At 67.4% G+C, this 21,356-nt stretch carries 22 protein-coding genes and 2 pseudogenes; 14 read left to right on the plus strand and 10 right to left on the minus strand.

Annotated elements, in window-relative coordinates; all coding sequences use genetic code 11:
* Nucleotides 1–74: 74 nt before the first annotated feature.
* The 4 genes and pseudogenes from ACIQPQ_RS10880 (at nt 75) to ACIQPQ_RS10895 (ending at nt 3,492) form a co-directional block, all read left to right on the plus strand.
* Nucleotides 75–929, plus strand: a complete 855-nt coding sequence (locus tag ACIQPQ_RS10880; protein WP_401302468.1) for a helix-turn-helix transcriptional regulator — start codon at nt 75–77, stop codon at nt 927–929.
* Between the two features lie 216 nt (nt 930–1,145).
* Nucleotides 1,146–1,679, plus strand: coding sequence for a heme-binding protein (locus tag ACIQPQ_RS10885; protein ID WP_401302470.1), 534 nt, complete (start codon nt 1,146–1,148; stop codon nt 1,677–1,679).
* Between the two features lie 217 nt (nt 1,680–1,896).
* The gene (locus tag ACIQPQ_RS10890) at nt 1,897–2,352 is read left to right on the plus strand and encodes a MarR family winged helix-turn-helix transcriptional regulator (protein WP_401302472.1); all 456 of its coding nucleotides are present in this window, start codon (nt 1,897–1,899) and stop codon (nt 2,350–2,352) included.
* A 372-nt stretch (nt 2,353–2,724) separates the two neighbouring features.
* A pseudogene (locus ACIQPQ_RS10895) lies at nt 2,725–3,492 on the plus strand (transposase).
* A gap of 337 nt (nt 3,493–3,829) precedes the next feature.
* Here ACIQPQ_RS10895 and ACIQPQ_RS10900 read toward each other — a convergent pair.
* The 4 genes from ACIQPQ_RS10900 to ACIQPQ_RS10915 form a co-directional block, all read right to left on the minus strand.
* The gene (locus ACIQPQ_RS10900) at nt 3,830–4,186 is read right to left on the minus strand and encodes a hypothetical protein (protein ID WP_401302473.1); all 357 of its coding nucleotides are present in this window, start codon (nt 4,184–4,186) and stop codon (nt 3,830–3,832) included.
* 112 nt (nt 4,187–4,298) lie between these two features.
* Nucleotides 4,299–5,165 (minus strand): NAD(P)-dependent oxidoreductase, encoded by an 867-nt coding sequence (locus tag ACIQPQ_RS10905; RefSeq protein WP_401302475.1) that lies wholly within the window; start codon nt 5,163–5,165, stop codon nt 4,299–4,301.
* Nucleotides 5,162–5,710, minus strand: coding sequence for a YbhB/YbcL family Raf kinase inhibitor-like protein (locus ACIQPQ_RS10910; protein WP_401302477.1), 549 nt, complete (start codon nt 5,708–5,710; stop codon nt 5,162–5,164). Before ACIQPQ_RS10910 ends, ACIQPQ_RS10905 begins: the two co-directional genes overlap by 4 nt.
* Before the next feature lie 40 nt (nt 5,711–5,750).
* A complete protein-coding gene (locus ACIQPQ_RS10915; RefSeq protein ID WP_401302479.1) occupies nt 5,751–6,986 on the minus strand; it encodes an MFS transporter in 1,236 nt (411 codons plus the stop codon).
* Between the two features lie 195 nt (nt 6,987–7,181).
* On the opposite strand from ACIQPQ_RS10915, the gene ACIQPQ_RS10920 reads away from it, so the two are divergent.
* Together ACIQPQ_RS10920 and ACIQPQ_RS10925 are read left to right on the plus strand one after the other, a co-directional pair.
* Complete coding sequence (locus tag ACIQPQ_RS10920; RefSeq protein ID WP_401302481.1) at nt 7,182–8,078, plus strand: helix-turn-helix transcriptional regulator; 897 nt, start codon at nt 7,182–7,184, stop codon at nt 8,076–8,078.
* 51 nt (nt 8,079–8,129) lie between these two features.
* Entirely contained in the window at nt 8,130–8,903 is a 774-nt protein-coding gene (locus tag ACIQPQ_RS10925; RefSeq protein WP_401302483.1) for an SDR family NAD(P)-dependent oxidoreductase, read from the plus strand.
* Nucleotides 8,904–8,961: 58 nt separating this feature from the next.
* Here the strand turns inward: ACIQPQ_RS10925 and ACIQPQ_RS10930 are convergent, their stop codons facing one another.
* Both ACIQPQ_RS10930 and ACIQPQ_RS10935 read right to left on the minus strand, forming a co-directional pair.
* Nucleotides 8,962–9,609, minus strand: a complete 648-nt coding sequence (locus ACIQPQ_RS10930; RefSeq protein ID WP_401302485.1) for a hypothetical protein — start codon at nt 9,607–9,609, stop codon at nt 8,962–8,964.
* A 359-nt stretch (nt 9,610–9,968) separates the two neighbouring features.
* Nucleotides 9,969–10,325 carry a hypothetical protein gene (locus tag ACIQPQ_RS10935; RefSeq protein WP_401302486.1) on the minus strand — a complete coding sequence of 119 codons (357 nt, stop codon included), beginning with the start codon at nt 10,323–10,325 and terminating at the stop codon, nt 9,969–9,971.
* A 217-nt stretch (nt 10,326–10,542) separates the two neighbouring features.
* On the opposite strand from ACIQPQ_RS10935, the gene ACIQPQ_RS10940 reads away from it, so the two are divergent.
* The gene (locus tag ACIQPQ_RS10940) at nt 10,543–11,526 is read left to right on the plus strand and encodes a hypothetical protein (protein WP_401302488.1); all 984 of its coding nucleotides are present in this window, start codon (nt 10,543–10,545) and stop codon (nt 11,524–11,526) included.
* Nucleotides 11,527–11,668: 142 nt separating this feature from the next.
* On the opposite strand, the pseudogene ACIQPQ_RS10945 reads toward ACIQPQ_RS10940, so the two are convergent.
* A pseudogene (locus ACIQPQ_RS10945) lies at nt 11,669–11,755 on the minus strand (IS5/IS1182 family transposase); the annotation flags it as partial.
* 313 nt (nt 11,756–12,068) lie between these two features.
* Entirely contained in the window at nt 12,069–13,400 is a 1,332-nt protein-coding gene (locus ACIQPQ_RS10950; RefSeq protein WP_401302489.1) for a PucR family transcriptional regulator, read from the minus strand.
* 428 nt (nt 13,401–13,828) lie between these two features.
* Between ACIQPQ_RS10950 and ACIQPQ_RS10955 the strand changes: the two genes are divergently transcribed.
* The 7 genes from ACIQPQ_RS10955 (at nt 13,829) to ACIQPQ_RS10985 (ending at nt 19,974) form a co-directional block, all read left to right on the plus strand.
* Nucleotides 13,829–14,995: a hypothetical protein gene (locus ACIQPQ_RS10955; RefSeq protein WP_401302491.1), complete on the plus strand. Its 1,167-nt coding sequence runs from the start codon at nt 13,829–13,831 to the stop codon at nt 14,993–14,995.
* 47 nt (nt 14,996–15,042) lie between these two features.
* Nucleotides 15,043–16,245, plus strand: coding sequence for an acyl-CoA dehydrogenase family protein (locus ACIQPQ_RS10960; RefSeq protein ID WP_401302493.1), 1,203 nt, complete (start codon nt 15,043–15,045; stop codon nt 16,243–16,245).
* A 52-nt stretch (nt 16,246–16,297) separates the two neighbouring features.
* Nucleotides 16,298–16,864: a flavin reductase family protein gene (locus ACIQPQ_RS10965; protein WP_401302495.1), complete on the plus strand. Its 567-nt coding sequence runs from the start codon at nt 16,298–16,300 to the stop codon at nt 16,862–16,864.
* 73 nt (nt 16,865–16,937) lie between these two features.
* Complete coding sequence (locus tag ACIQPQ_RS10970) at nt 16,938–17,324, plus strand: RidA family protein (protein ID WP_401302496.1); 387 nt, start codon at nt 16,938–16,940, stop codon at nt 17,322–17,324.
* 75 nt (nt 17,325–17,399) lie between these two features.
* On the plus strand, nt 17,400–17,621 hold the full coding sequence (locus tag ACIQPQ_RS10975) for a hypothetical protein (RefSeq protein WP_401302498.1): 222 nt from the start codon (nt 17,400–17,402) through the stop codon (nt 17,619–17,621).
* A 104-nt stretch (nt 17,622–17,725) separates the two neighbouring features.
* Nucleotides 17,726–19,108, plus strand: coding sequence for a M24 family metallopeptidase (locus ACIQPQ_RS10980; protein ID WP_401302499.1), 1,383 nt, complete (start codon nt 17,726–17,728; stop codon nt 19,106–19,108).
* On the plus strand, nt 19,105–19,974 hold the full coding sequence (locus ACIQPQ_RS10985) for an NAD(P)-dependent oxidoreductase (RefSeq protein WP_401302501.1): 870 nt from the start codon (nt 19,105–19,107) through the stop codon (nt 19,972–19,974). The genes ACIQPQ_RS10980 and ACIQPQ_RS10985 overlap by 4 nt, the downstream gene beginning before the upstream one ends.
* 116 nt (nt 19,975–20,090) lie before the next feature.
* Here the strand turns inward: ACIQPQ_RS10985 and ACIQPQ_RS10990 are convergent, their stop codons facing one another.
* Nucleotides 20,091–20,762, minus strand: a complete 672-nt coding sequence (locus ACIQPQ_RS10990; RefSeq protein WP_401302502.1) for a GntR family transcriptional regulator — start codon at nt 20,760–20,762, stop codon at nt 20,091–20,093.
* A gap of 14 nt (nt 20,763–20,776) precedes the next feature.
* Nucleotides 20,777–21,319, minus strand: coding sequence for a VOC family protein (locus ACIQPQ_RS10995; protein ID WP_401302504.1), 543 nt, complete (start codon nt 21,317–21,319; stop codon nt 20,777–20,779).
* Between the last annotated feature and the right edge of the window lie 37 nt (nt 21,320–21,356).

The following is a 21,356-nucleotide window of genomic DNA, read 5'->3' on the forward strand; positions in this document are numbered from 1 at the left end:
TTTCCTGGGAAGGAAGTTTCCTAGGTTCGCCGTGGTCCTTCATCCCGGTCCGTCCCTGGGAGACGATGAGGGGCATGAACGCACGCACGGACCGTCCCGGGGAACTCGCCGCATTCCTCAAAGCGCACCGCAGTCGCCTCGATCCGGCGGACGTGGGCCTGCCCGCGCCTGGGCAGGCACGTCGCGTTCCCGGTCTGCGCCGCGAAGAGGTCGCGCAGTTGGCCTCGATCAGTACCGACTACTACACGCGCCTCGAACAAGGGCGCCTCGCGGGCGCCTCCACGGCGGTCCTGGACGCCCTGGCCACCGCCCTCCGGCTGGGGGAGGACGAACGCGCCTACCTCTTCCAGCTCGCCGGCAAGCCCGACCGGAACACGCGCAGGCACACCGGGTCCGAACGGGTTCGCCCGCAGCTCCAGCAACTGCTCGACAACCTGCGCGACAGCCCCGCTCTCGTCCTGGGCCAATACCTGGACATCCTGGCCTGGAACCCACTGGCCACCGCGGTCTTCCGGGACTTCGCCCAGGTGCCCCGTCGAGACCGCAACTTTCTGCGCATGCTCTTCCTCGACCCCCAGGTCCGCGGACGCTACACGGACTGGGCACCCCTCGCCCGCATCTGTGTCGGCTTCGTCCGCGTCAGCACCGACGGACACAGCGAACCCAGGATCTCCTCGCTCATCGGCGAACTCTCCCTCACCGACGCCGACTTCCGTACATGGTGGGCCGAACAGCACACCAGCTACGAGACCGTGGGCACCAAGCGCCTCACACACCCCGAGACCGGCGAGTACGACCTCGACTGGCAGGTGCTGCGGACCCTCGACGAACAACAGCTGCTCATGGTGATGACCGTGCCGGCGGACAGCGACAGCCTGCACGCCGTCCGCCGCCTCGCCCACACCGTCCTTCGCGACTCCGACGCCTGACGGACGTTGCCCCAGTGCGGCTGCGGCTGCGGGTGTGACGCGGTGGTCGTCCAGTCGAGGCAGCGGCGCTGTGCGCGGCGCGAGGCTGCCGACTGAACCACCAAGAACGTGACACACGTCACATCAAAGCCAGGTTGTTTGAATTCAAACGACTCGGCTAGCGTTCGATCTCGTCAGGAAGTTCCAATTCAAACAACCTTGACCGGGAGAACCACGATGATCCGCAAGAACCTCACCATGGCCGGAGCTCTCGCGGCGTCCGGCGCCGTGGCCGCTGTACTGACCGCCCTGCCCAGCGCCTCCGCCGCCCCCAACGCCACCCCCGCCGCAGCCACCGCGAGCACCAAGCTCGGTACGGCTCCCTACCTGCCGCTGTCGGCCGCGAAGAAGGTCTCGGACCTCGCGATGCAGAAGGGCATCGAGAAGGGCTACCCGGTGTCGGTGACGGTCGTGGACCGCGACGGCGTCGTCATCAACCAGCAGCGCGCGGACACCGCGACCGGGGCGACGGTCCAGGTCAGCTTCCAGAAGGCCTACGCCGCAGCCGGATTCCAGACCCCGACCGCCGACCTTCAGAACGCCGCCAAGACCTCACCCGGATTCACCTACATCCCCGGCTTCAGCATCCTGCCCGGCGGCGTCCCGATCAAGGTCGACGGCAAGATCGTGGGAGGGATCGGCGTCTCCGGCGCGCCCACGGGCGAACTGGACGCCGACTTCGCCAACGCCGCCCTGAAGATCCTCGGCTGACCTCCGGCGACACCTCACGCATGACCTGCGGCCGCCCCCTGATCGGGGCGGCCGCCGACATGCGGTCCCCCTTTCCGCGGCGACGCGGTGCTCATCGAGCCACTCCGGGCACTTCACGACGCTCGGTGGCGAACAGGGCACGCGCGGGCGGTAGCCTCGTAGTACTTAAAATTGGAACCAGCGGGGTGTGAAGCGGATGCGGGACGGTGACGACCAGGTGAACGACACGGCATGGCTCGATGAGCGCCAGCTGGACGCGTGGCGCGCCTTCCTCCTGGTGGGCTCGCACCTCGAGCGGCAGGTCGAGCAGCAACTACGAGACGACGCTCAGTTGTCGCATCAGCAGTACGAAGTCCTGAGCCGACTCGCTGACGCGCCGGACGGAGAACTGCGGATGACGATCCTCGCGGACGTCGCGCTCACCTCGAAGAGCGGGCTGACCTACCAGGTGACCCAACTGGAGAAGGCCGGTCTGGTCCATCGACGCACCTGCGCCGGAGACGACCGCGGCGTCGTCGCATCCCTGACCCCGGCCGGGCTGGAGAAGGTCCGGGCCACTGCACCCGGGCACGCGAACCTCGTGCGTGAACTGTTCGTCGACGGTCTGTCACCCGAGGAGTTCGAGGGCCTGAGCACAGGCTTGGCGATCCTCGCCAAGCGGCTGACCGGCTGACCGGCACCCGACCGCGCACTCCTCTCGTCGCGCTTCACGGCCTGATCCCAGATCTCACCCCTAAGGGCTGTCCCGCAAAGACCCCGCACAGCTCCGGGAACGGCAGGGTGTCGTCCATCACCTGCAACAACTTCCGAGCAGGTGTCGCTTCCTCTGGCCGTACGGAGGAGGCGACGCCCTCGATGACTGAACGGCCTGCGCACACGGCTGTCCTTGAGGCCGTCTCCCAGCCGGTTTGCTGACGGTAGCTCGCATCGTGCTTGCGGTCCTGGGTCGCCGCCTTGAACAGGGTGCAGCTATGGGTGAGGCCTTGGCCAGGCGACCTGTGACCGGGTGGTGCAACAGGCCAGCGGCTGGCGCCATGATCTTGCTGTGACTGGAGTGATCACGGCGTCGGCCTCCTCCTGGACAGCCCCGTTCACCGGGCTGAGCCCGCGCTGCTTCAGCAAGGTGGTGACCGCGCTGCGCCGCGAGGGAGCCGACGAGGTGCGGCGGGGCCGGCCGTGGGGGCTGCCGCTGGAAGACCGGGTTCTGCTGGTCACGACGTACTGGCGCACCAACTTGACTCTGCGCCAGCTTGCCCCCGCTCTTCGGAGTATCGAAGTCCGCGGCCGACCGGGTCATCAGACACGTCGGCCCCCTACTCGCGCTCCGGCCGCGCAAGCGGTTCCGCAGGGACACTGTGCTCATCGTGGACGGCACCCTGGTGCCCACCCGGGACCACACGGTGGCGGAGCAGTCCAAGAACTATCGGTACTCGACGAATAACCAGGTCGTGATCGACGCCGACACCCGCCTGGTGGTCGTGGTCGGTCGGCCGCTCGCCGGGAACCGCAACGACTGCAAGGCGTGGGAGCAATCTGGCGCCAAGGCCGCCGTCGGCAGGACCATGACGATCGCCGACGGCGGCTACCCGGGCACCGGACTTGTCATGCCTCACCGTCGGCGAAAGGGCGAAGAGCTGCCCGAGTGGAAGGAGGCGCACAACACGTCCCCCAAGCAGGTCCGTGCCCGCGTTGAGCACATCTTCGCCCGGATGAAGACCTGGAAGATCCTCCGGACTGCCGCCTCACAGGCGACGGCGTCCACCACGCCATGCTCGGCATCGCCCGGATGCACAACCTCACACTCGCCGGATAGACGAGCGGCGCACGACGGCAGGCCATGCCCGAGGCGACCCGGAGATCATTTGCGGGACAGCCCTTAGGTACGCGGGGATGTGCCGGAAGATTCGGCGGCGTGCTTCGTAGTCGTCCAGGCTGTCCTTGTAGCGTTGTGCTCTGTCGGTCCAGGCTGTCGTGCTCAGAGGCACGCCGATGGTCCGGAACAGGGGGGCGCGACGCAGCAGGCCACTCGCGAGCCAGGCGGAGAACTGCTGCCGGTAGTGATGCCGGCCAAGGATGGATCCGGTGTCGGGTGTACGGAAGCGCGCTTCGGAGCGGTGCCACCGATGGGGGCTGTGCTCGTGGCAGAAGCGTTAGCCGTCTCCTTCGTCCTCTCGCCGCGGCCGATCCAATGCGCTGTTCCAGTACTCGGGCGCGATGCCGAGGATCCGAAGGGAACCTGGTAGGCCGATTCGCTGGGCATGAATGCGGTCATCGTCGGTCGTGAAGCGGGCACTGGGGATCCCGTGGACTTCGCTGTGTTCATCGAAGCGGGGGACGAGGGCGCGAACCAGCGCACTGGCCATCGTTTCGCAGCCGACATGCTGAATGACGTCGTTCTCGAACGTCGGGACGAGGCTGTCGGTGTTGCCGTCTGTCGAGCGGATGCCCGAGGAGTGGCGAGTGTCGACGTCCCGCGCGCGGGCAGCACGCGGAGCTTGAACCCGCACCCGTAGATCTCCCCGGCGGAGGTCGGGTCCGGGCCTCGAGCCCAGCGGCCGCCGATGGCGGTGACAGACTCGATGAGCGTCATCGACATGCCGGCGGCCGCCAGGGCTGCGGTCACGTTCGAGGCATGAGTTCCGTGATTGCCGCCCAGTCGTCGTGACCTCGGCCTTTCGTGACTGTACGTTCGAAAACGTCGCGTAGGACTTCGCCGAATGGCAGGACGATGTCGTGCCTGCTGGCTTCGTCCAAGGCAAGGTGAAGATCCTTACGGCCCAAGGCAGTAGTCAATCCAGGTGGCTGATACTGCCGCCCAGCGACAAGACTGCCGTAGGAAGCGTATACGACTCCCGGGAACAGCGTTGCGGCGAGTAGCTCAATGAGCTGAGTGGCGTCCACGCCCGCACCTTCTGCGACGCTGACGGCTTCTCCCATCGATTCGATGGCGCAGGCGATGAGGTAGTTGCCGATGATCTTCACGACGTTCGCTCGTCCCGGAGAGCTCCCCAGGCGCCACGTCTTCGCGCCGATGATGTCAAGCAGAGGCTGGACGCGCTGGATGAGTGTCTCATCGCCGGCGGCCAGGATGTTCAGGCTGCCTGTTTCGGCGACCGGCACCCGCCCGAAGACGGGTGCCGAGACGTACCCCACCCCGAACTCTGCGTGTAGCTGAGCTGCCCGCTCGGCGAGTGCCGGGCTGATGGTCGAGAGATTGACGTGTACGGTTCCTGCCGGGACGTCCCTCAGCAGATCGGGTTGAAGCAGCACCTCGGTGACCGCTTCGTCGTTGGACAGCATCGAGAAGACGATGCCGGCCTGGAACGCCTCGACTGGTGTAGCCACCGCCGTCGCGCCCGCGTTCACGAGCATCAATCCAGGCTCCGGCGAGCGATTCCACACGGTGACGTCGTGGCCGGCTTTGAGGAGGTTCTGGGCGATGGGTCGCCCCATCGCTCCGAGGCCGATGACGGATACGCGCGTCACGCGTCGGCGCCGATCTCAGCGGTGGCGATGAGGGTTGCGCGCGCGAGAATGTGTGAGGCCATCACGAATCCGAGGTAGGCGGGAGTGGCATCGGGCTGAACGTCGATGTGGTCGACGTCGAGGGCGTGCACCGTGAAGTAGTACCGATGGGCGCCGTGGCCGGCTGGCGGTGCGGCGCCGATGAATCGTGCGAGACGCGCGTCGTTGGGCAGCTGGAAGGCGCCGGCCGGGATCGTGGTGGAGTCGGCGTCACCGGCTCCCGCCGACAACGACGTCACGGTCGCGGGGATGTTGGCGACCGCCCAGTGCCAGAACCCGGAGCCGGTCGGTGCGCCCGGGTCGTAGGCGGTGACGGCGTAGCTCTTGGTTCCCTCGGGGGCGCCGGTCCAGGCGAGGTGGGGGGAGATGTCTCGTCCGCCAGGAACTCCGAACGCTCCGGAGTACTGGTCGGTCGGGAGGGGCTGACCGTCGGCGATGGTCTCGCTGACGAGCGAGAACTGCGGAACCTCGGGGAGACGTGCGAACGGGTTGTTGTGCTGGGTCATGATGTCTTTCTTTCGGAGTAGCGGTGAACGATGGTGCGGGTCAGCGGATGGTCGGCTGCGGGGTGCGTGAGCCGCGCAGCATGGCCAGGGCGATGAGCGGGATCAGCCCGACGGCGACCATCGCGGCACCGACCGCAGAGGGTCCGGTGACGCCGAGCACGGAAGTCATCGCGATACCTGCCACCCAGGAGCCGAGTGCGACTCCTCCGTTGTAGGCCGCGACTGCCGACGCTGCGGCGAGGGTCGGTGCCGAGCTTGCGTAACGGATGGAGAGCCCCGTCGCGAGAGGCGGGACGCACAGTCCTGCAGCTCCGACGAGGAAGAACAGGGCGAATGTCGCCACGACGTTCGTGGAGAACGGCACGAGCAGAGCGAGCGCGACAGCGCCGATGATGGTCGCTCCGACGAACGTTCCGATCGCGTGCTTGTCGCCGAGTCTTCCGGCGACATTGGTGCCCAGCAGGCAGCCGATACCGAAGACGACGAGCGCAATCGGGATCGTCCACTGCGCGACACCGGTGCGGTCAAGGAGCAGTGGCTGGATGTAGCTGAACGCGGCCATGACCCCACCACTGACGACGGCGGTTGCGGCGAGTACGAGCCAGATCTTGCCCTGGGCGAAGGCACGCAGCTCGGTCCGGATCGAGGATGCGTCCGTCGGAGCCGTCGACGAGGCGACGCGCGCGATAACGATGGCAGCGACAATGGTGAGAGCGGTGAGCACCCAGAAGGTGCCGCGCCATCCGATGAGCTGCCCCAGGAACGCGCCGAGCGGCACTCCCGCCACGGTGGCGAGGCCCACACCGCTCATCATGAGACCAAGGGCGCGGGACGCGAGATGAGGGCCAGCGGCGGTAGTGGCCGCCACGGCCGCAACCGCCCAGAACGCACCGGTCGCAACGGCCGAGATGAATCGTGCGATAAGGCTGGTCTCATAGCTGCTGCTGAGCGCGGTGAACGCGTGCCCTGCGGCGAACACGAGCAGTGCGACCACCAAGGTTGCGCGGGGCGAGATCCGGCGAGTGGCGATGGCCATCACCGGGGCTCCGATGACCATGCCGATGGCGAAGATCGTGATGAGCATTCCGGCTGCGGATTCCGTCACCGCGAGGTCTTCGGAAATCTGGGTCAGCAGTCCGGCGATGATGTTCTCGGTCGTGCACATCAAGAACGCGCCGATCATCAGGATCGGGACGATGGCGGGCATCCGCTGCTTCGGGGTTTTGGCTGTTCGAGATCCGGCGGCGGCTGTCGGAAGGGTATCGGTATCGGGCATCAGAACGAGGTCCTGTCTTCGCTGGAATGAATGGTGCGGCGCAGTGACGTTGGTTCTCGTGTGCGGCGTCTCCGGGTCGGGAACGAGCCGGTACAGCTACTAGAAAACAGCCGAAACCATGGGCGCGGAACGCCCTGTTGTGACGTGGTCTGACAGGGCACCCCAGAACGCTCCGCGCCGATTTAGGCTGAAAGGGTGGACAGAAAAGCAGAGATCAAGACGTTTCTTGCATCCCGTCGCGCCAAGCTCACCCCCGAGGAAGCCGGTGTCCCGACGTTCGGCGGCCTGCGGCGGGTGCCGGGCCTTCGCCGCGAAGAGGTCGCCCACCTCGCCGGTGTCAGCGTCGACTACTACGCGCGCATCGAGCGCGGCCAAACGCGGGGCGTGTCGACCGACGTTCTCGACGCGATAGCCAACGCCCTCCAGCTCGACGACGCCGAACGTGAGCATCTCGTCGACCTCGTGCAACCCTCCGGGCCAGCCGGTTCCGTGCGCCGCATGGCGAGGCAAGTCACCAAGTCACGAGTCTCGGCCAGCATCCAACTCGTTCTCGATGCCATCGCCGTCCCCGCCATCGTCCAGAACATCCGCGGCGACCACGTCGCCACCAACGCACTGGGACGCGCGCTCTACGGTCACGCGGACGATGACCACTCCGTACCGTTCAACTATTCCCGGTTCGTGTTCCTCAACCTTCGCGCGGCGGACTTCTACCGCGACTTCGCCCAGATGAAGCGAAACAACGTGGCGCTCCTGCGACAGGCCGTCGGGCGTGCCCCGCACGACGACGGACTGATTCGACTGGTCGGGGAGCTGTCAACGGCAAGCGCCGAGTTCCGTGAGGTGTGGGCCTCTCACAATGTGCTCCGCTACAAGTCCGGCACCAAGCGCTATCACCACGAACTGGTCGGTGACGTCGAGTTCGGCTACGAATCATTCGAGCTCACCAGCGACCCCGAGTTCCTCCTCCTCGTCTACACCGTCGAACCCGAATCTCCCACAGCCCAGGCGATGCAACTACTCGCGAACTGGAACCTGGAGGAGCCGGTGGAATTCGAGCCCCGCAGGCAAAGCCACCCGACAGAAAACTGACTGTGATGCCGTGAGGCATTCGCATCAGCATGCGCATAGATTGGAAAGACCGTGTCCCGCATTTTCATCACCGGATCTACGGACGGCCTGGGATTGGCCGCAGCCAAACTGCTGGTCTCTCAAGGGCACACTGTCGTTGGTCACGCTCGCAACGAATCTCGAGCTCGCGGTGCACGGTCAGCCGCCCCCGACTTCGAGGACGTGCTGATCGGAGACCTCGAATCCATGGGCAGCGTCCGAGCACTCGCAGAATCCGCCAACGCCTCCGGCCGATTCGACGCAGTCATCCACAACGCGGGGATCGGGTTCCGCGAACCTCGCAAACGCACAACCGTCGACCGGCACGCCCATGTGCTGGCGATCAACGTCCTCGCACCCTACGTCCTCACGTCCCTCATGACGCGACCGGATCGACTCGTGTATCTCTCGAGCGTCATGCACCGCTCCGGAGATGACTCCCTTGCGGACCCCGACTGGAACTCAAGACGATGGGACGGATCGCAAGCCTACGCGGACACGAAGCTCTTCGACGCGGTACTCGCCTTCGCCGTGGCTCGCAGATGGCCAGACGTGCTCAGCAACGCCGTCGAACCCGGCTGGGTGGCAACAAAAATGGGCGGCCGTTCCGCGTCGGACAATCTTGCGCTCGGTCATGTCACTCAAGCATGGCTTGCCGCAGGCAGCGAACCTGGTTCCCACGTGACCGGGGAATACTTCTATCACCAGCGGAAACTGACGCCGGACTTCGCAGTCCGCTCGACAGACTTCCAGGAGAAACTCCTGCGAACCCTCGAGGAACTCACCGGAGTCGCACTGCCCGAATGACGGTCGTTCGCGACGTTACTCGACATGTGTCTCCGCCTCAGATCACAAGGAGTAGAGATCAGTCGAGGCCATCGCCGTCATCCCAGATCGTGAAGGCGCCATTAACTGTGTAGCCACGCGTGGATTTGATTTCTAGTAGTACTGTTCGGCCATGATCAGTGATGAGGCATACTGAGCGACCCGGGCCAATTTCAAGGTCACCCTCACTCTGTGCCTCAGCGAGGGTTCGACAGTCTTTCTGCCCTAATTTTTTACCCCTAGGGACAATAGCAACCTCACTGTAGAACCAGACTATCCCATCACTGAAGACCGTCTGGACGCTGAGGTCGGCGGTATCAACAGCGCCTCGACGGGGAGGAGACTGATCCAGGTTCGGCCCCATCTGTTTGTCGAAGCGGTAATCGCCGGTCCATAGAATTCCTGTGGTTTTGGCCTCATCGCTTGGACTGTCAGTTTCATCTGCCGATGGGACGGCATTCGGCTCGCTGGTGCTTGGTGTTGAAGAAGGTGGATCGACCACTACGGGCATGGCGCTCGGAGGAGAAGAAATCTCTTCCGGCGAGTCATTATCGCCAGGGGGGATGAGCGTGAACGCGGCCGCGGCGAAAGCCCCGATTCCACCGAGGATTGCACCCCAGGCTATGAACGCCTGGTACCGCTTCGCCCTTTTGCGGTCTTCTGGCGTTTCTTGTGGATCATCCGACATGCCAAAACCCCCACTTACGTGTGCATTAAATATGCTCAGAAATCTGCGTGAGGTAACCCCTAATTGCCGCCTGTAGCGAGGTTGTTACTTGACCTTGAGGTGAATGACCCGACGGCCTGAGGCCGCGCGAGTTCATCGACAGGGCGTAGCTCCGGAGAAGGCGACGGTGACCGCACAAAAGCCTTACGCGGTCCGCTTCTCCGCCTGGGCCGCGAAGGTCCTCGACACCCTGCCCGAGCACGTCGAAGACATGGTGTGGGACGTCTTGGACGCAACTGCCGGGGCCAGGGCGTTTCCGATCGTATCCACGGCCGCATACACCGTTGCCACCCCAGCAGCAACGCGTAGCCGCCCGGTAGTCACCAGCGCCCCCAGGAGCGGTCGGCACCGAGCTGGATCTCCCGCAGGCACTCGCGGCAATCCGGCATGCCTTCCACCACGCGGCCCTTCTCCGTCGAACAACTGAACCCGCACAGCGCCCTCGGCAGGGGGCGCCGGGGGTCACTGGCCGTGGCGTGGACGCCATAGCCCCGCACATTCCGGACGACCGGCCTCCCGCCGTCGTACGGGGCGACCTCCGGCCAGGTGCAGACAGCCTCCGGCGTGGTGCAGCGCATCCGCAGGTCGGGGCCCTCCCAACTCGCCCCCAGCCGGGCCTCGGCCGCCGCGTCGACGCCGTCGGCCAGGCGCTCGAAGGACAGGTCGTAGTCCCTCATATGCCTCCAACTGCCCGGCTCCTGCTTCCGGAGCAGCTCACGGAACTCCAGCAACACCCGCTCCAGGTCGCGCCCTCGTGGTCATAGGCGCCGGGAGACTTCTTCATCGGCATCGCACTGCTCCTTGTCCACGCGCGCTGGTGAGCAGAGTGTGCCGGGACCGAGGGCGCAGACAAAAGCCGTTCCCGCTCGCCAACTGGCCCTCTATCGTGAGCCCGTGACGACGAACGACCTATGGCGACCGCTGTCCGAGCGGGCCAGCGCTACTGCGCCTGCCCTGCGCACTTCGGTCTCCGGGGCGCTGGAAACCCAGCTCCGGCAGTGGACCCACCGCGCGATCAGCCGGTACGACACAGACCTGGACCGCATCGTGCTGCGCTGCGACCTGCGCGACTCCCGCCGGTGTCGGCAGCACGAGTTCGTGGAGGGGGTAGATCCGCCCGCTGACTGGAACCCCGAGCTGGACCACCTTGCCTACTGCACGCCCCGCGCACTACTGCCGGACGTCATCGACGCATGGCTGCACCTGACCGCGCCCGCCGCACCCGTCAGGACGCTGCCGGCCCTTCCGAACCAGCCCGCGACCGGCATGGACATCTTTATGTCCGCCTTGGGCGGGTTTGGCGCGCTGCAGCCCCGTTACCTGCTGCGCGATGAGCTGCAACAACTCCTGGACGATGGCAGGTCTGCGTACACGCTGCGCGCCGACCAGGCGGGCCTGCGTCAGCGCGTCGACCCGACGGTGGAAGCGCTCGCCAAGGCCGCCGTGACAAGCGCGGACCAGGACCCGGCACGCGGGTCGGCCGGCGACCACCTGAAACGGGCCTGGACAGCCGCGTACGCACTGCATCCGGAACCCGGGAAGGCGTACGGCGAGGCGATCAAGGCCGTCGAAGCCGCAGCGCACGCCACGGTGGAGCCGAACAACAGCAAAGCCACGCTGGGCACCATGATCAAGGTCATGGAGAACACCCGGGACCGATGGGTGGTCGGCATCGGCTCCGAGCCCAGCAGCGCTGCGGCGGAGACGGTCGCGCGGATGATGCGCCTGCTGTGGACGGGCCAGACCAGTCGGCACGGCGGTTCCCACCGCACGCGCGAGGAGACCACCACCGAAGCACGAGCCGCAGTACATCTCGCTGTCGCCCTGCTGAACTTCTTCACCGACGGCATCCTCGCCAAGCAGCCGCCCGCGTCCTGAACCGGGACGATGAGGGCCCCGGTGGTCAGGGCCGCGCCGACGTCAGCACGGGCCCGCTCCAGCACCACTGACGGCGGCCAGGGGCGGGCACCAACGCGGTGTCACGCTGTGAGGCTAGAGGTTGTCCCATACGAGGTGTGAGTTATCCGGTGAGGGCCAGGTTGTGGAGCCGGGCGATGCCGAGCATGGCCTGGTGAACGCCGCGGCCTTTGAGGCGACACTCGCGCAGGGCGTGGCCGGGTCGGCCGAGGCGGTCCGTGACCCGGCCGACGGGGCGCAGGTCCGTGTCGTCGGGAAGGAGCCGGGCGAGTGCGGCCGACTCGGAGGCGCCGAGCCTCCAGTTGTCGAGCAAGAGCACGGTCGCGTCGAGCAGTTCGGGATGTCGAGGATTTCGCTGTGCTGCGCCTCCTCCAGAGGGGTGCGTAGGCGTTCCGCGTCCCGCGGCGGCGACTGGGGCGGTGCGTCGCTCCAACGAGGGGGGTAGGTCACCCTCTTGTCGACTCGTGTCGAGGGTGCGCTGAGAATCCGCGCCGGTGATCACGTCACTCCATGGCCCGTCGGAGGTCCGACGGGCCGTCCGGAGCGTCCACGCCCATGGTCCGCAGGACGTCACACACGTGGAGGGCGACCAACAGACGGAGTTTGTCCTGCTGGACAGGTCTGCCCCGCAGTTGTTCGCTTCGGCGGACTCTGTGCAGAACGGTGTTCTTCGCGATGTGGAGTTGGGAGGCGACCGCTGAGAGACTCCGATCGTTCTCCAGGTAGCACAGGAGGGTCTCGCGCAGCGCGTCCTCGGTGGGCCCGTTGTGTGCCAGGGCGCCGAGTTCGCGTTCCACGAAAGCGCTCAGGGCCGCTGGTCTCGGCGACAGCAGGCCGAACACTTCCAGGGCGTGGAAGTCGAAGACGGATGTCGTGGACGCCGGGACCGAACAAGCGATGCGCTCGGCTTCCTTCGCCTGCGCGTGGCTCACCCGGAAACCCGAGACGCCGTGAGCGGGCAGACCCACCGCGATCCGTGCTCCGGCGGGTACGGTCGGCTCTTCGGCCAGAGACCGGCTCTCGTCGTCGGTCCGGCCCCACGCCCAGACCCGTCCGGGATCGGCGGGAACGACCAAGGCGCTGCGGCAGCCGAGATCCCGCAAGGCCTGCTCGGCGACAGCGCAGAGGCGTGCCTTGGTGTCGTCGGTGGTGGAGCCGACGCTCCACGCCACCAGGGCGACGTGTTCGGCCCGCAGGTCGTAGCCCAATCGGTCGGACGCCTTGTCGATGTCGATCACCGCGTCTTCGGTGAGCACGGCGAGCGTCGTCTCGTGCTCGATCGCCGTTCTCGTCGACATCCAGCGGCCCCGCTCGGCGTCGAACCGCTGGGCGAGTCTCGCGCTCAGGGAATGCAGCCCCTCCGTCATGTCGAGAGAGATCTGTTTCATGGCGGCGTGCGTCGATTGCGCCGCTTCGTCGGCGCCGAGAGCGTCGAAGAGCTTGTCCACGAAGTAGGCGTGGGCGGTCTGGAGTCCCAGAAAGGACTGTTCGAGAGAGAGCATCCGGGGCAGGCCGTCCAGGACGCCGTTCACGAGGCGGGTCAGCAGCGAGGTCGGCGGGTGGGTTCCCCCGCCGAGCACGATGACCGCCCACAGTCCGAACACCTCGGCCTTCTCGTTCCTCGGAGGCTTGTCCGAGGGCCGACCCGACAGCCCCACGGCGTCCGACATGGGCATCTCGTACGCGGTCTCGATCGCCCACGCGGTCGCCTGCTCCCCCACCCGGAGAATGACCTCGGCGATGACGTGCGGATCCGTCGCCGTGTCGGCCAGGACTCCTGGCCGCGAAGGACGCAGCAGGGCCATCCAGGGCCGCGCTGGGTCAGGAATCGGCACGATACCTCCGCGGGCCTCGGGATGCGTACGGCTCGGCTTCGACGCCGGGCGGGCCGGTAGGCGCTCCGCACGGCCGCACGCGACATCGCGATACGGAGCCGGGGGCGCCCGCGTCCATGCTAGGCCGTGTCCGCGAGGCGGCGCCCGCCGCGCGATGCCAGGCACCGGACGAGCGGGGCGAACACGTGGACCTGGACACGTCCGACCGGAACCGGCCTGGGAGCGTGGTCGATTTCCGGTACGGCCGAGGCGCTGTCCGCCCGCGACCGCGGGCACGGGGCCGTTGCGCCACGGGAGCAGTCCGGTCGAAAAACAATGTGATCCTGGCGCAATGGGGAGAGCGGCGAATTCTGTAACGTCGTCCGACAAGGCTCGGGTATATCCGAGACGGTCCGCAGGAAAAGCGTCGACCCAAGGAGTACAGAAGAATGCGTGAGACGACTGCCACGATGGATTCGAGCACCATTCCCACCCGTGAGGAAATAGTGGCGCGGGCAGCGGCTATCGTCCCGGTTCTGCGCGAGAACTCGACCCTCACCGAGAAGGACCGCCGAGTCGCCGACGCGAGCATTCAGGCGCTGCGTGCGTCCGGACTCGCGCGACTGGCGACCGAGAGGCAGTTCGGCGGATACGAGTCCGACCTGCTCACTCAGCTGCTCGCGCTGATCCGGATCGGAAGCGGCTGCTCCTCCACCGGCTGGGTGGAGGCGATCCTCCTCGCCGGACGCGAGATGATCAAGGGGCTCACCGAGGAAGCGAAGCGGGACGTGTTCGGCGCGGACCCCGACGCCCACATGTTCACCTCGCAGTCCCCCACCGGCACCATCACGAAGGTGCCCGGCGGTTACGTCGCCAACGGGAAATGGGGCTTCTGTTCCGGGTCCGACCACGCCGCCTGGGGCTTCCTCATGTGCCTCGCGAAGGACGACGCAGGCGTCCCGACCGGCATGGCGATGGCGGTCGTGCCGAAGGAAGAACTGATCAAGCACGACGTCTGGCACGTCGCGGGGATGTCCGGCACCGGCAGCAACACCTGGGAGGCGCAGGACGTCTTCGTCCCGGAGCACCGGGCCGTCCTCAACGTCGCGATACGTCCCGGGTCGACCACCGCGATGTCGCTGACCCTGCTGGCCGTCGTCCTGGGAACCGCCCGCGGCGCCCAGGAGTTCGTCGTGGACCAGCTCACGTCGGGCCGCGCCGTCACCTACTCGAAGATCGCCGACGCCGCGCAGTCGCCGATCGTCCACGTGTGGCTGGCCGAGGCGGTGGCGCTCTTCGACCGCGCCGAAGCGCTGCTGCGCGACGCTGCCGCCACCACCCAGGGATGGCTCGACGCCGGGACGCCCGTCCTTCCCCTCGACGGCGCACGCATGCGGTACGGCATCGCCGACGCGCTGGAGAGCGTCAGGCTCGGCATGAACAAGCTGCTGGACCTGGGAGGAGCGAGCAGTTTCGCGGCGTCCCACCCGCTCCAGCGCATGTGGCGCGACGTCGAGGTCGGCAGCCGGCACGCGCAGCTCAACAACTACGTTCCCCGCGAGGACTACGGTCGGACGCTCCTCGGAAACACCGACGTCCTCTCCATCATCGAATGATCCGGCGTCCCCTCACCATTCTCTGAACGACAGACCAGGAGCCTCTTATGTCGGACACCGGTATTCGACCCGAGATAGCCGCGATCGTGGACCGTATCGATGAAATGCGGCCGAGGATCGCCGCGTCGGGCGGCGAGGCGGATTCCTCTCGCCGCATCGCGCAGAACGTATTCGACGAAGTCGCCGCGACCGGTGCCTTCAGCATCTCGGCACCGACGAAGTTCGGGGGCCTCGCCGCGAACACCCGCGAAGCCCACGCCGTGGCCCGCGCTCTCGGGCGCGGTGACGGCAGTCTGGCCTGGGTCCACGGCATCCTCGACTCGGGCGCCTGGGTGGTCAGCCTCATGGACGGGCAGGCGCAGCAGGAGGTCTGGGGCGCCTCCGGCGGCATCGACTCGTTCATCTCGATCGTGCTCGCGACGACCTCCGACACCGAGAGGGTCGAGGGCGGCTACCGGGTGACGGGCAAGTGGGGCTACGGGACCGGCAGCACGCACGCCACCTGGTCCCTCCTCGGCATCCCGCTGAAGAATTCCCGCGATGAGGTCGTCGACGCGGGTCTCGCGCTCATCCCCACCGCGGAACTCACCTACGAGGACAACTGGTTCGTGGCCGGGATGCGCTCCACGGCGAGCGTGACGCAGGTCGCGAACAACCTGTTCGTCCCGGCTCACCGGGTCTTCCCGCTGACCGCCGCGGTCGAGGGCGGTTACCTGGGCGACAATCCCGAACCGACGTACAGGACGGTCTTCGTCCCCTCGCTCTTCATGAAGCTCGTCGGACCCCATCTCGGGCTGGGACGTGCGGCGCTCGACTTCGTCGTCGCGAAGGCCGAGAGCAAGGCGATCGCCTACACCGGCTACGCGAAGCAGGCGGACTCCGCCGTCTTCCAGAGCGCCGTGGCGAAGGCCTCCGTGCGCCTCGGCGCCGCGGAGGCACTCGCCGCGCAGGTCGCCGACGACATCTACTCGGCGACCGAGCGCGACCACTACGCCCCGTACTCCGAGCGCATCGAGATGCGCGCCAAGGCCGGATGGATCGTCGAGACGGTCACCGGCGTCATCGAGGAACTCGTCACCGCTCACGGTTCCGCCGGATTCGCGGAGTCCTCCGCGCTGCAACGCGTCTGGCGCGACCAGGCGACGGCGGCACGTCACGGACACACCCTGTCCGCCAGCGGCTACGAGGCATTCGGAAAGGTGCTCTGTGCCCGGCAGGACGACGCACGCTTCGTCCTGCCCATCGTCTGAGCGCCGTGACCCGACGTGCCGCATCCATCAGGAGAGCAGGAGGAGACGCCGCATGACTGCGACGCAATCAGGGCCCCGGATCTCCACGGAGGACTTCCGCTTCGCCTTCCGATCACATCCGGCGGGGGTGGCGATCGTGACCGCCGACGCGGGCGACGGACCGGTCGCCATGACGGTGAGTTCGGTGGCCTCGGTGTCCATCGACCCGCCCACGCTCATGTTCTCGGCGTCGGCCGGTTCATCGAGCACCCCCACCATCCGCAGCGCCGAGACCCTCGTCGTGCATCTGCTGGCGGCCGACCACGTGGAACTCGCGAAGCTCGGGGCGCGCAGGGGAGCGGAGCGGTTCGGCGACGACGTCCACTGGGGCCGACTGCCCACGGGTGAGCCGTTCTATCCGGACGCGAACTGGCTGCGGGGCCGAGTGATCCGACGTCTCGACGTCGAGGGCGCGACGATCATCGTCGTGGAGGCCGTCGAAGCGCGACCGCGGGACGACGGCATGTCAGTGGACCCGACGCCTCTGGCCTACCACAACCGCCACTGGCACGTGCTCACCGACCGATCCATGCTGCCGCCCGCCGTCGCCCCCTTCTACGCGGTCTACGGACGCGAGTAGGGCGCCCCGGCCGGGGTCCTCGCCGACCCCACAGGGGGGGGAGCCGACACACCATCAGACGAGGAGAAGTGACATGGCCAGCGAACGTATCAGCCGAGTTCCCGCACCGGTGGTCCCCGGTATCTCGGACAGCACCCGTGTGACGGCCGGGGACCTGTTGTTCATCTCCGGCCAGGTCGGGTTCGAGGAGGACGGCTCGGTACCGCGGACCTTCGCCCGCGCGATCGAACTCACCTACCGCGAACTCAAGCGGGCGCTGACGGCGGCCGGGGCGACGTACCAGGACCTCGTCCGGGTCAACGTGTACATCACCCACCTGGACCAGGAAAGGCTCACGACCTGGCGCACGGTACGCGACACCGTCGTGGACGCCCCGCTGCCGTCCGCCAGCACCGTGATCGGCGTCCACTCCCTGTACAACGGCGCGACGATCGAGATCGACGCGATAGCCGCCGTCTAGCACGGTGACCGGCTCGGTGTCCGGCTCGCCCCGCGTGCCGGACACCGAGCCGGCATTCCGGAGAGGAGACCTGCCATGCCTTCGTGGACTGCCGTCTTCCCCCTCCACGCCCCGAAGGGCGCTTTTGGGGTCCACATCTTCATCGTGCACGCGGAACACCGCGGGGAGGCCCGCCGACTGGCCCTGGCGCAGGCCGACCTCCCCGACGCACGGCGCCACCGCCGCAACGCGGTCCTGGCCAAAGAGGGCCTCACCGTGACCGCGCTCCCGTCCGACTGGGGCGTACCGGCGGTTTGATCCGCCCGACCGGCAAGCGCGCAGCCGTGACGGGTCGTACCGGCCGGGGCGACGCCCGACCGGACGGCCCCCGGCTCCAAGGCGCTCGACCTAGAAAGTTCTCCATGAAAAACACTGGAAGCACCGGTACGTCCGCGGTCGACTGGGAGGAGCGCGTCGATCTCGACCGTATGCGCGATGCCCGGCTGGCCCGGCTGAAGGCGCAGCTCGACTCCTCCGATCTCGGAGCGGTGCTGGCTTTCGACTTCTCCAACATCCGCTACATGAGCGCCACCCACATCGGCACGTGGGCGGTGGACAAGCTGATCCGTTTCGCACTCCTCACACGCAACACCGACCCGGTGGTGTGGGACTTCGGGTCGGCGGCGAAACACCATCAGATGTACAACCCGTGGCTGGACCTGACGACCGCGGAGATGGACGCCGACCCGAACGCTCCCCACGAGGGAGCCAAACGCCCCCGGCTGGAAACAGGCGCTCGGGCCGGGATATCGACCCTTCGCGGTGCCTTCCCGCCCGGCGCGGAGATCGCCGAAGGGGTGGCCAGGAAGATCAAGCGGGAGCTGGAGAAGTTCGGACTCGCCGACCAGCCGCTGGGGGTCGACGTGATCGAACTGCCGATCCTCTTCGCACTCCAACGGGAGGGCATCGACGTCGTCGACGGTCAGCAGGTGTTCATGGAGGCCCGCCGGGTGAAGACCCCCGACGAGATCCGCCTGCTCACCCAGGCCGCCTCGATGGTCGACGCCGCCTACGAGGACCTCTACCGGTTCCTGCGCCCCGGAGTGCGTGAGAACGAAGCGGTCGGCCTGGTGGCGAAGACCCTCTACGATCTCGGCTCGGAGTACGTGGAGGGCGTGAACGCCATCTCGGGCGAACGCTGTTCACCCCACCCCCATGTGTTCTCCGACCGCCTCATCCGGCCCGGCGACCCCGCGTTCTTCGACATCCTGCACAGCTTCAACGGCTACCGCACCTGCTACTACCGCACGTTCGCCGTCGGCTCCGCGAGTTCCGCGCAACGCGACGCCTACACACGGGCCCGCGAGTACATGGACCGCGCGATCGCCCTCGTGCGCCCCGGGGCGACGACCGCCGACATCGTGTCCGTGTGGCCGACGGCGCAGGAGTTCGGTTTCGCCGACGAGGAGGCCGCCTTCGCGCTCCAGTACGGACACGGGGTCGGCCTGTCGATCTGGGAAAAGCCGATCTTCTCCCGGCTGACCTCCCTCGATCACCCCGAAGTGCTCCGTGAGGGCAACGTCTTCGCGCTGGAGACCTATTGGCCGTCCGCCGACGGCTGGGGTGCCGCTCGCATCGAGGAAGAACTCGTGGTGACGGCCGACGGGTGCGAGGTCATCACGAAATTCCCCGCCGAGGAGCTGCTCGTGGCCGGTCGGCGGTACCACACGGTCGGGGGGCCGCTCAGCCTCGAGCGCGATTCCCAGTCGCATCTCAACACGGCGTGGGGGAAAGGCGAACGATGACCACGCTCGGGTTTCTCGGCCTGGGTTCCATGGGGGCCGGCATGGCCGCTCGTCTGGTCGACGCGGGGTACGACGTCGTGGTCTGGAACCGCTCCGAAGGTGCCGCCCGCCCGCTCGTGGCGGTCGGTGCCCGAAGGGCGTCCGGCATCCGGGAGGCACTGTCGACGGATGTGTCGTTCTCTATGCTCGCGAACGACGCGGCCGTGGAGGCGGTCCTGGACGAATCCGCGACGGCCGCGCTCGCGGGCCGTACCCATGTCGTGATGGCGTCGATCAGCCCCGCACTGGCCGACCGGCTCGCCGACGCGTTCGAGCGGGCCGGGTCGGTCTACGTCGCCGCCCCTGTGCTCGGCCGTCCGGCCGCGGCCGCGGCGGGACGGCTCGACATCCTTGCCGCCGGTCCCGCCACCGCGCTGGACGCGCTGGACGCCTTTTTCCGTGTGCTGGGCACACGGACCTGGCGGCTCGGCAGCCGCCCTTCGGTGGCGAACGCGGTGAAGGTGGTGGTGAACTACAACATCGCCCATGCCCTGCAAGCCATCGGTGAGTCCGTGGCGATGATCGAGCGTCGGGGCGTGGAGCCGGCGCTGTTCACCGAGTTGCTGGCGAGCACCCTCTTCGGTGGAGTCGTCCATACCGGCTACGGTGATCTCATAGCCCGGGGCGCCTACACTCCGCCGGGCTTCCGTATGGCTCTCGGCCGCAAGGATCTCGGGCTCGTGGAAGAGGTCGCCAGGTCTGCAGGGGTCAATCCGGTCACTCTCGCGCCTCTGGTCGAGGTTTTCGAACGCGCGCTGGCCGAACCGGAGTTGCGGGACTGCGACTGGAGCGCCATCGCCGAGGTCACCCGCCGCGGCCTCCTCTGACTCCGAGCGGCTGCCCGGCTGCCCGGCTGCCCGGCTGCCCGCACGGTGACCCGGGCGGGTACCGGATGCGAAACCGGCTCACCGACGCGCGGTCCGGCCCGACGGGCTCGCCCGGCTCAGTCCGCGGCGAACACCTCCGGGTGCGCGGCCAGTTCGAGACGGCTGCGGCGGATGTGCCGGTACAGGACCTGCTCGGCCTCGTCGGCGTCGCGCTGTCGGAGCGCGTGGACGATGAGGTGGTGGTCGTGGTGCACGCTGCGGTCACCGTTGCGGTAGAAGAGCCGGGTGGCGGCCCGGCGGTAGTGCTGGGTGCGATCCCAGAAGTTGTGCACGATGTCGCCGAGCACGCTCGTCGAGGCGGCCTCCAGGCACGACAGGTGGAATGTGCGGTCCAGGGCGAGGAAACGCTCGACGTCGTCGGACGCCTCCATCGCGCCCGCCAGGGATCCCAGCGTGTCGATCGTCCCGGCGGAGAGCAGCGGGACGTTCATCCGGAGAAGGAGCGGCTCAAGGCGTTCACGCACCAGGTACATCTCCTGGCACTCGTCGACGGTCAGCTTCGTCACCCAGGCACCGGTGTTGGCGACCAGCGTCACGAGGCCCTCCGCCTCCAGCATGCGCAGGGCCTCCCGGACCGGCAGCCGACTGGCCCCGTGCCTGACCGCCAGTTCGTCCTGACGAACGCGGTCGCCCGGGAGATACTCTCCCGCCAGGATCGCGTCGCGCAGCGTCGCGGCGATCCGCGCGCCCGTGGCACCGTGGCTCGTCGGGGCCGAGGTCGAGGCCATGAGGCTTCCTTCCGTCATCGTTCCGGGTGCGCCGGGTGCCACAGCACCCGGTCGGCTCCATTCTCGTACGCCTTGCCGCCGGGGTAGCTGACCAGCTCGAACTGGAGGCCCCACGGGCTGCGGAAGTAGATCCATCGCTGTCCTTCGGCCGATTGCCCGCTGGCGGTGGGCGCACCCATGACGTCGACGTCGTGGTCACGCAGGTATCGGACGGCGACGTCCAGGTCGTCGACATAGAGGGCGATGTGGTAGCCGCCGATGTCGCTGTTTCGCGGCTGCGGCGCCTGCCCGTCCGCGGACTCGTAGAGGAACACCTCGAAGTTGGCGCCATGGCCCAGTCGGTAGAACCTGATCTCCTTGATCACGGTGCGTGGATGCACCCCGAGGTGCGTGCGCATCCACGCGTCGTCCGCCTGCTTGCCGCTCAGGCCGTAGACGACGTCGCAGCCCAGGACGTCGACGAGGAAGCGGTGTGCCGCGTCGAGGTCGGGCACCGTGAAACCGATGTGATCGGTTCCCCGGACCCCCGGAATGCCGCGCGAACTACTCGGTGTCATGCACTGCCCCTCTCTCACGTTTTATCCAATGCCACAC

This window comes from Streptomyces sp. NPDC091281, assembly GCF_044757425.1.
GTDB lineage: Bacteria > Actinomycetota > Actinomycetes > Streptomycetales > Streptomycetaceae > Streptomyces.

Coding starts and splice junctions, on each gene's coding strand:
- ACIQPQ_RS10960 (WP_401302493.1), top strand. CDS start 15,043: ATGTCGGACACCGGTATTCGACCCGAGATAGCCGCGATCGTGGACCGT.
- ACIQPQ_RS10980 (WP_401302499.1), top strand. CDS start 17,726: ATGAAAAACACTGGAAGCACCGGTACGTCCGCGGTCGACTGGGAGGAG.
- ACIQPQ_RS10990 (WP_401302502.1), bottom strand. CDS start 20,762: ATGGCCTCGACCTCGGCCCCGACGAGCCACGGTGCCACGGGCGCGCGG.
- ACIQPQ_RS10970 (WP_401302496.1), top strand. CDS start 16,938: ATGGCCAGCGAACGTATCAGCCGAGTTCCCGCACCGGTGGTCCCCGGT.
- ACIQPQ_RS10885 (WP_401302470.1), top strand. CDS start 1,146: ATGATCCGCAAGAACCTCACCATGGCCGGAGCTCTCGCGGCGTCCGGC.
- ACIQPQ_RS10975 (WP_401302498.1), top strand. CDS start 17,400: ATGCCTTCGTGGACTGCCGTCTTCCCCCTCCACGCCCCGAAGGGCGCT.
- ACIQPQ_RS10915 (WP_401302479.1), bottom strand. CDS start 6,986: ATGCCCGATACCGATACCCTTCCGACAGCCGCCGCCGGATCTCGAACA.
- ACIQPQ_RS10965 (WP_401302495.1), top strand. CDS start 16,298: ATGACTGCGACGCAATCAGGGCCCCGGATCTCCACGGAGGACTTCCGC.
- ACIQPQ_RS10935 (WP_401302486.1), bottom strand. CDS start 10,325: ATGAGGGACTACGACCTGTCCTTCGAGCGCCTGGCCGACGGCGTCGAC.
- ACIQPQ_RS10880 (WP_401302468.1), top strand. CDS start 75: ATGAACGCACGCACGGACCGTCCCGGGGAACTCGCCGCATTCCTCAAA.
- ACIQPQ_RS10985 (WP_401302501.1), top strand. CDS start 19,105: ATGACCACGCTCGGGTTTCTCGGCCTGGGTTCCATGGGGGCCGGCATG.
- ACIQPQ_RS10910 (WP_401302477.1), bottom strand. CDS start 5,710: ATGACCCAGCACAACAACCCGTTCGCACGTCTCCCCGAGGTTCCGCAG.
- ACIQPQ_RS10955 (WP_401302491.1), top strand. CDS start 13,829: ATGCGTGAGACGACTGCCACGATGGATTCGAGCACCATTCCCACCCGT.
- ACIQPQ_RS10930 (WP_401302485.1), bottom strand. CDS start 9,609: ATGTCGGATGATCCACAAGAAACGCCAGAAGACCGCAAAAGGGCGAAG.
- ACIQPQ_RS10995 (WP_401302504.1), bottom strand. CDS start 21,319: ATGACACCGAGTAGTTCGCGCGGCATTCCGGGGGTCCGGGGAACCGAT.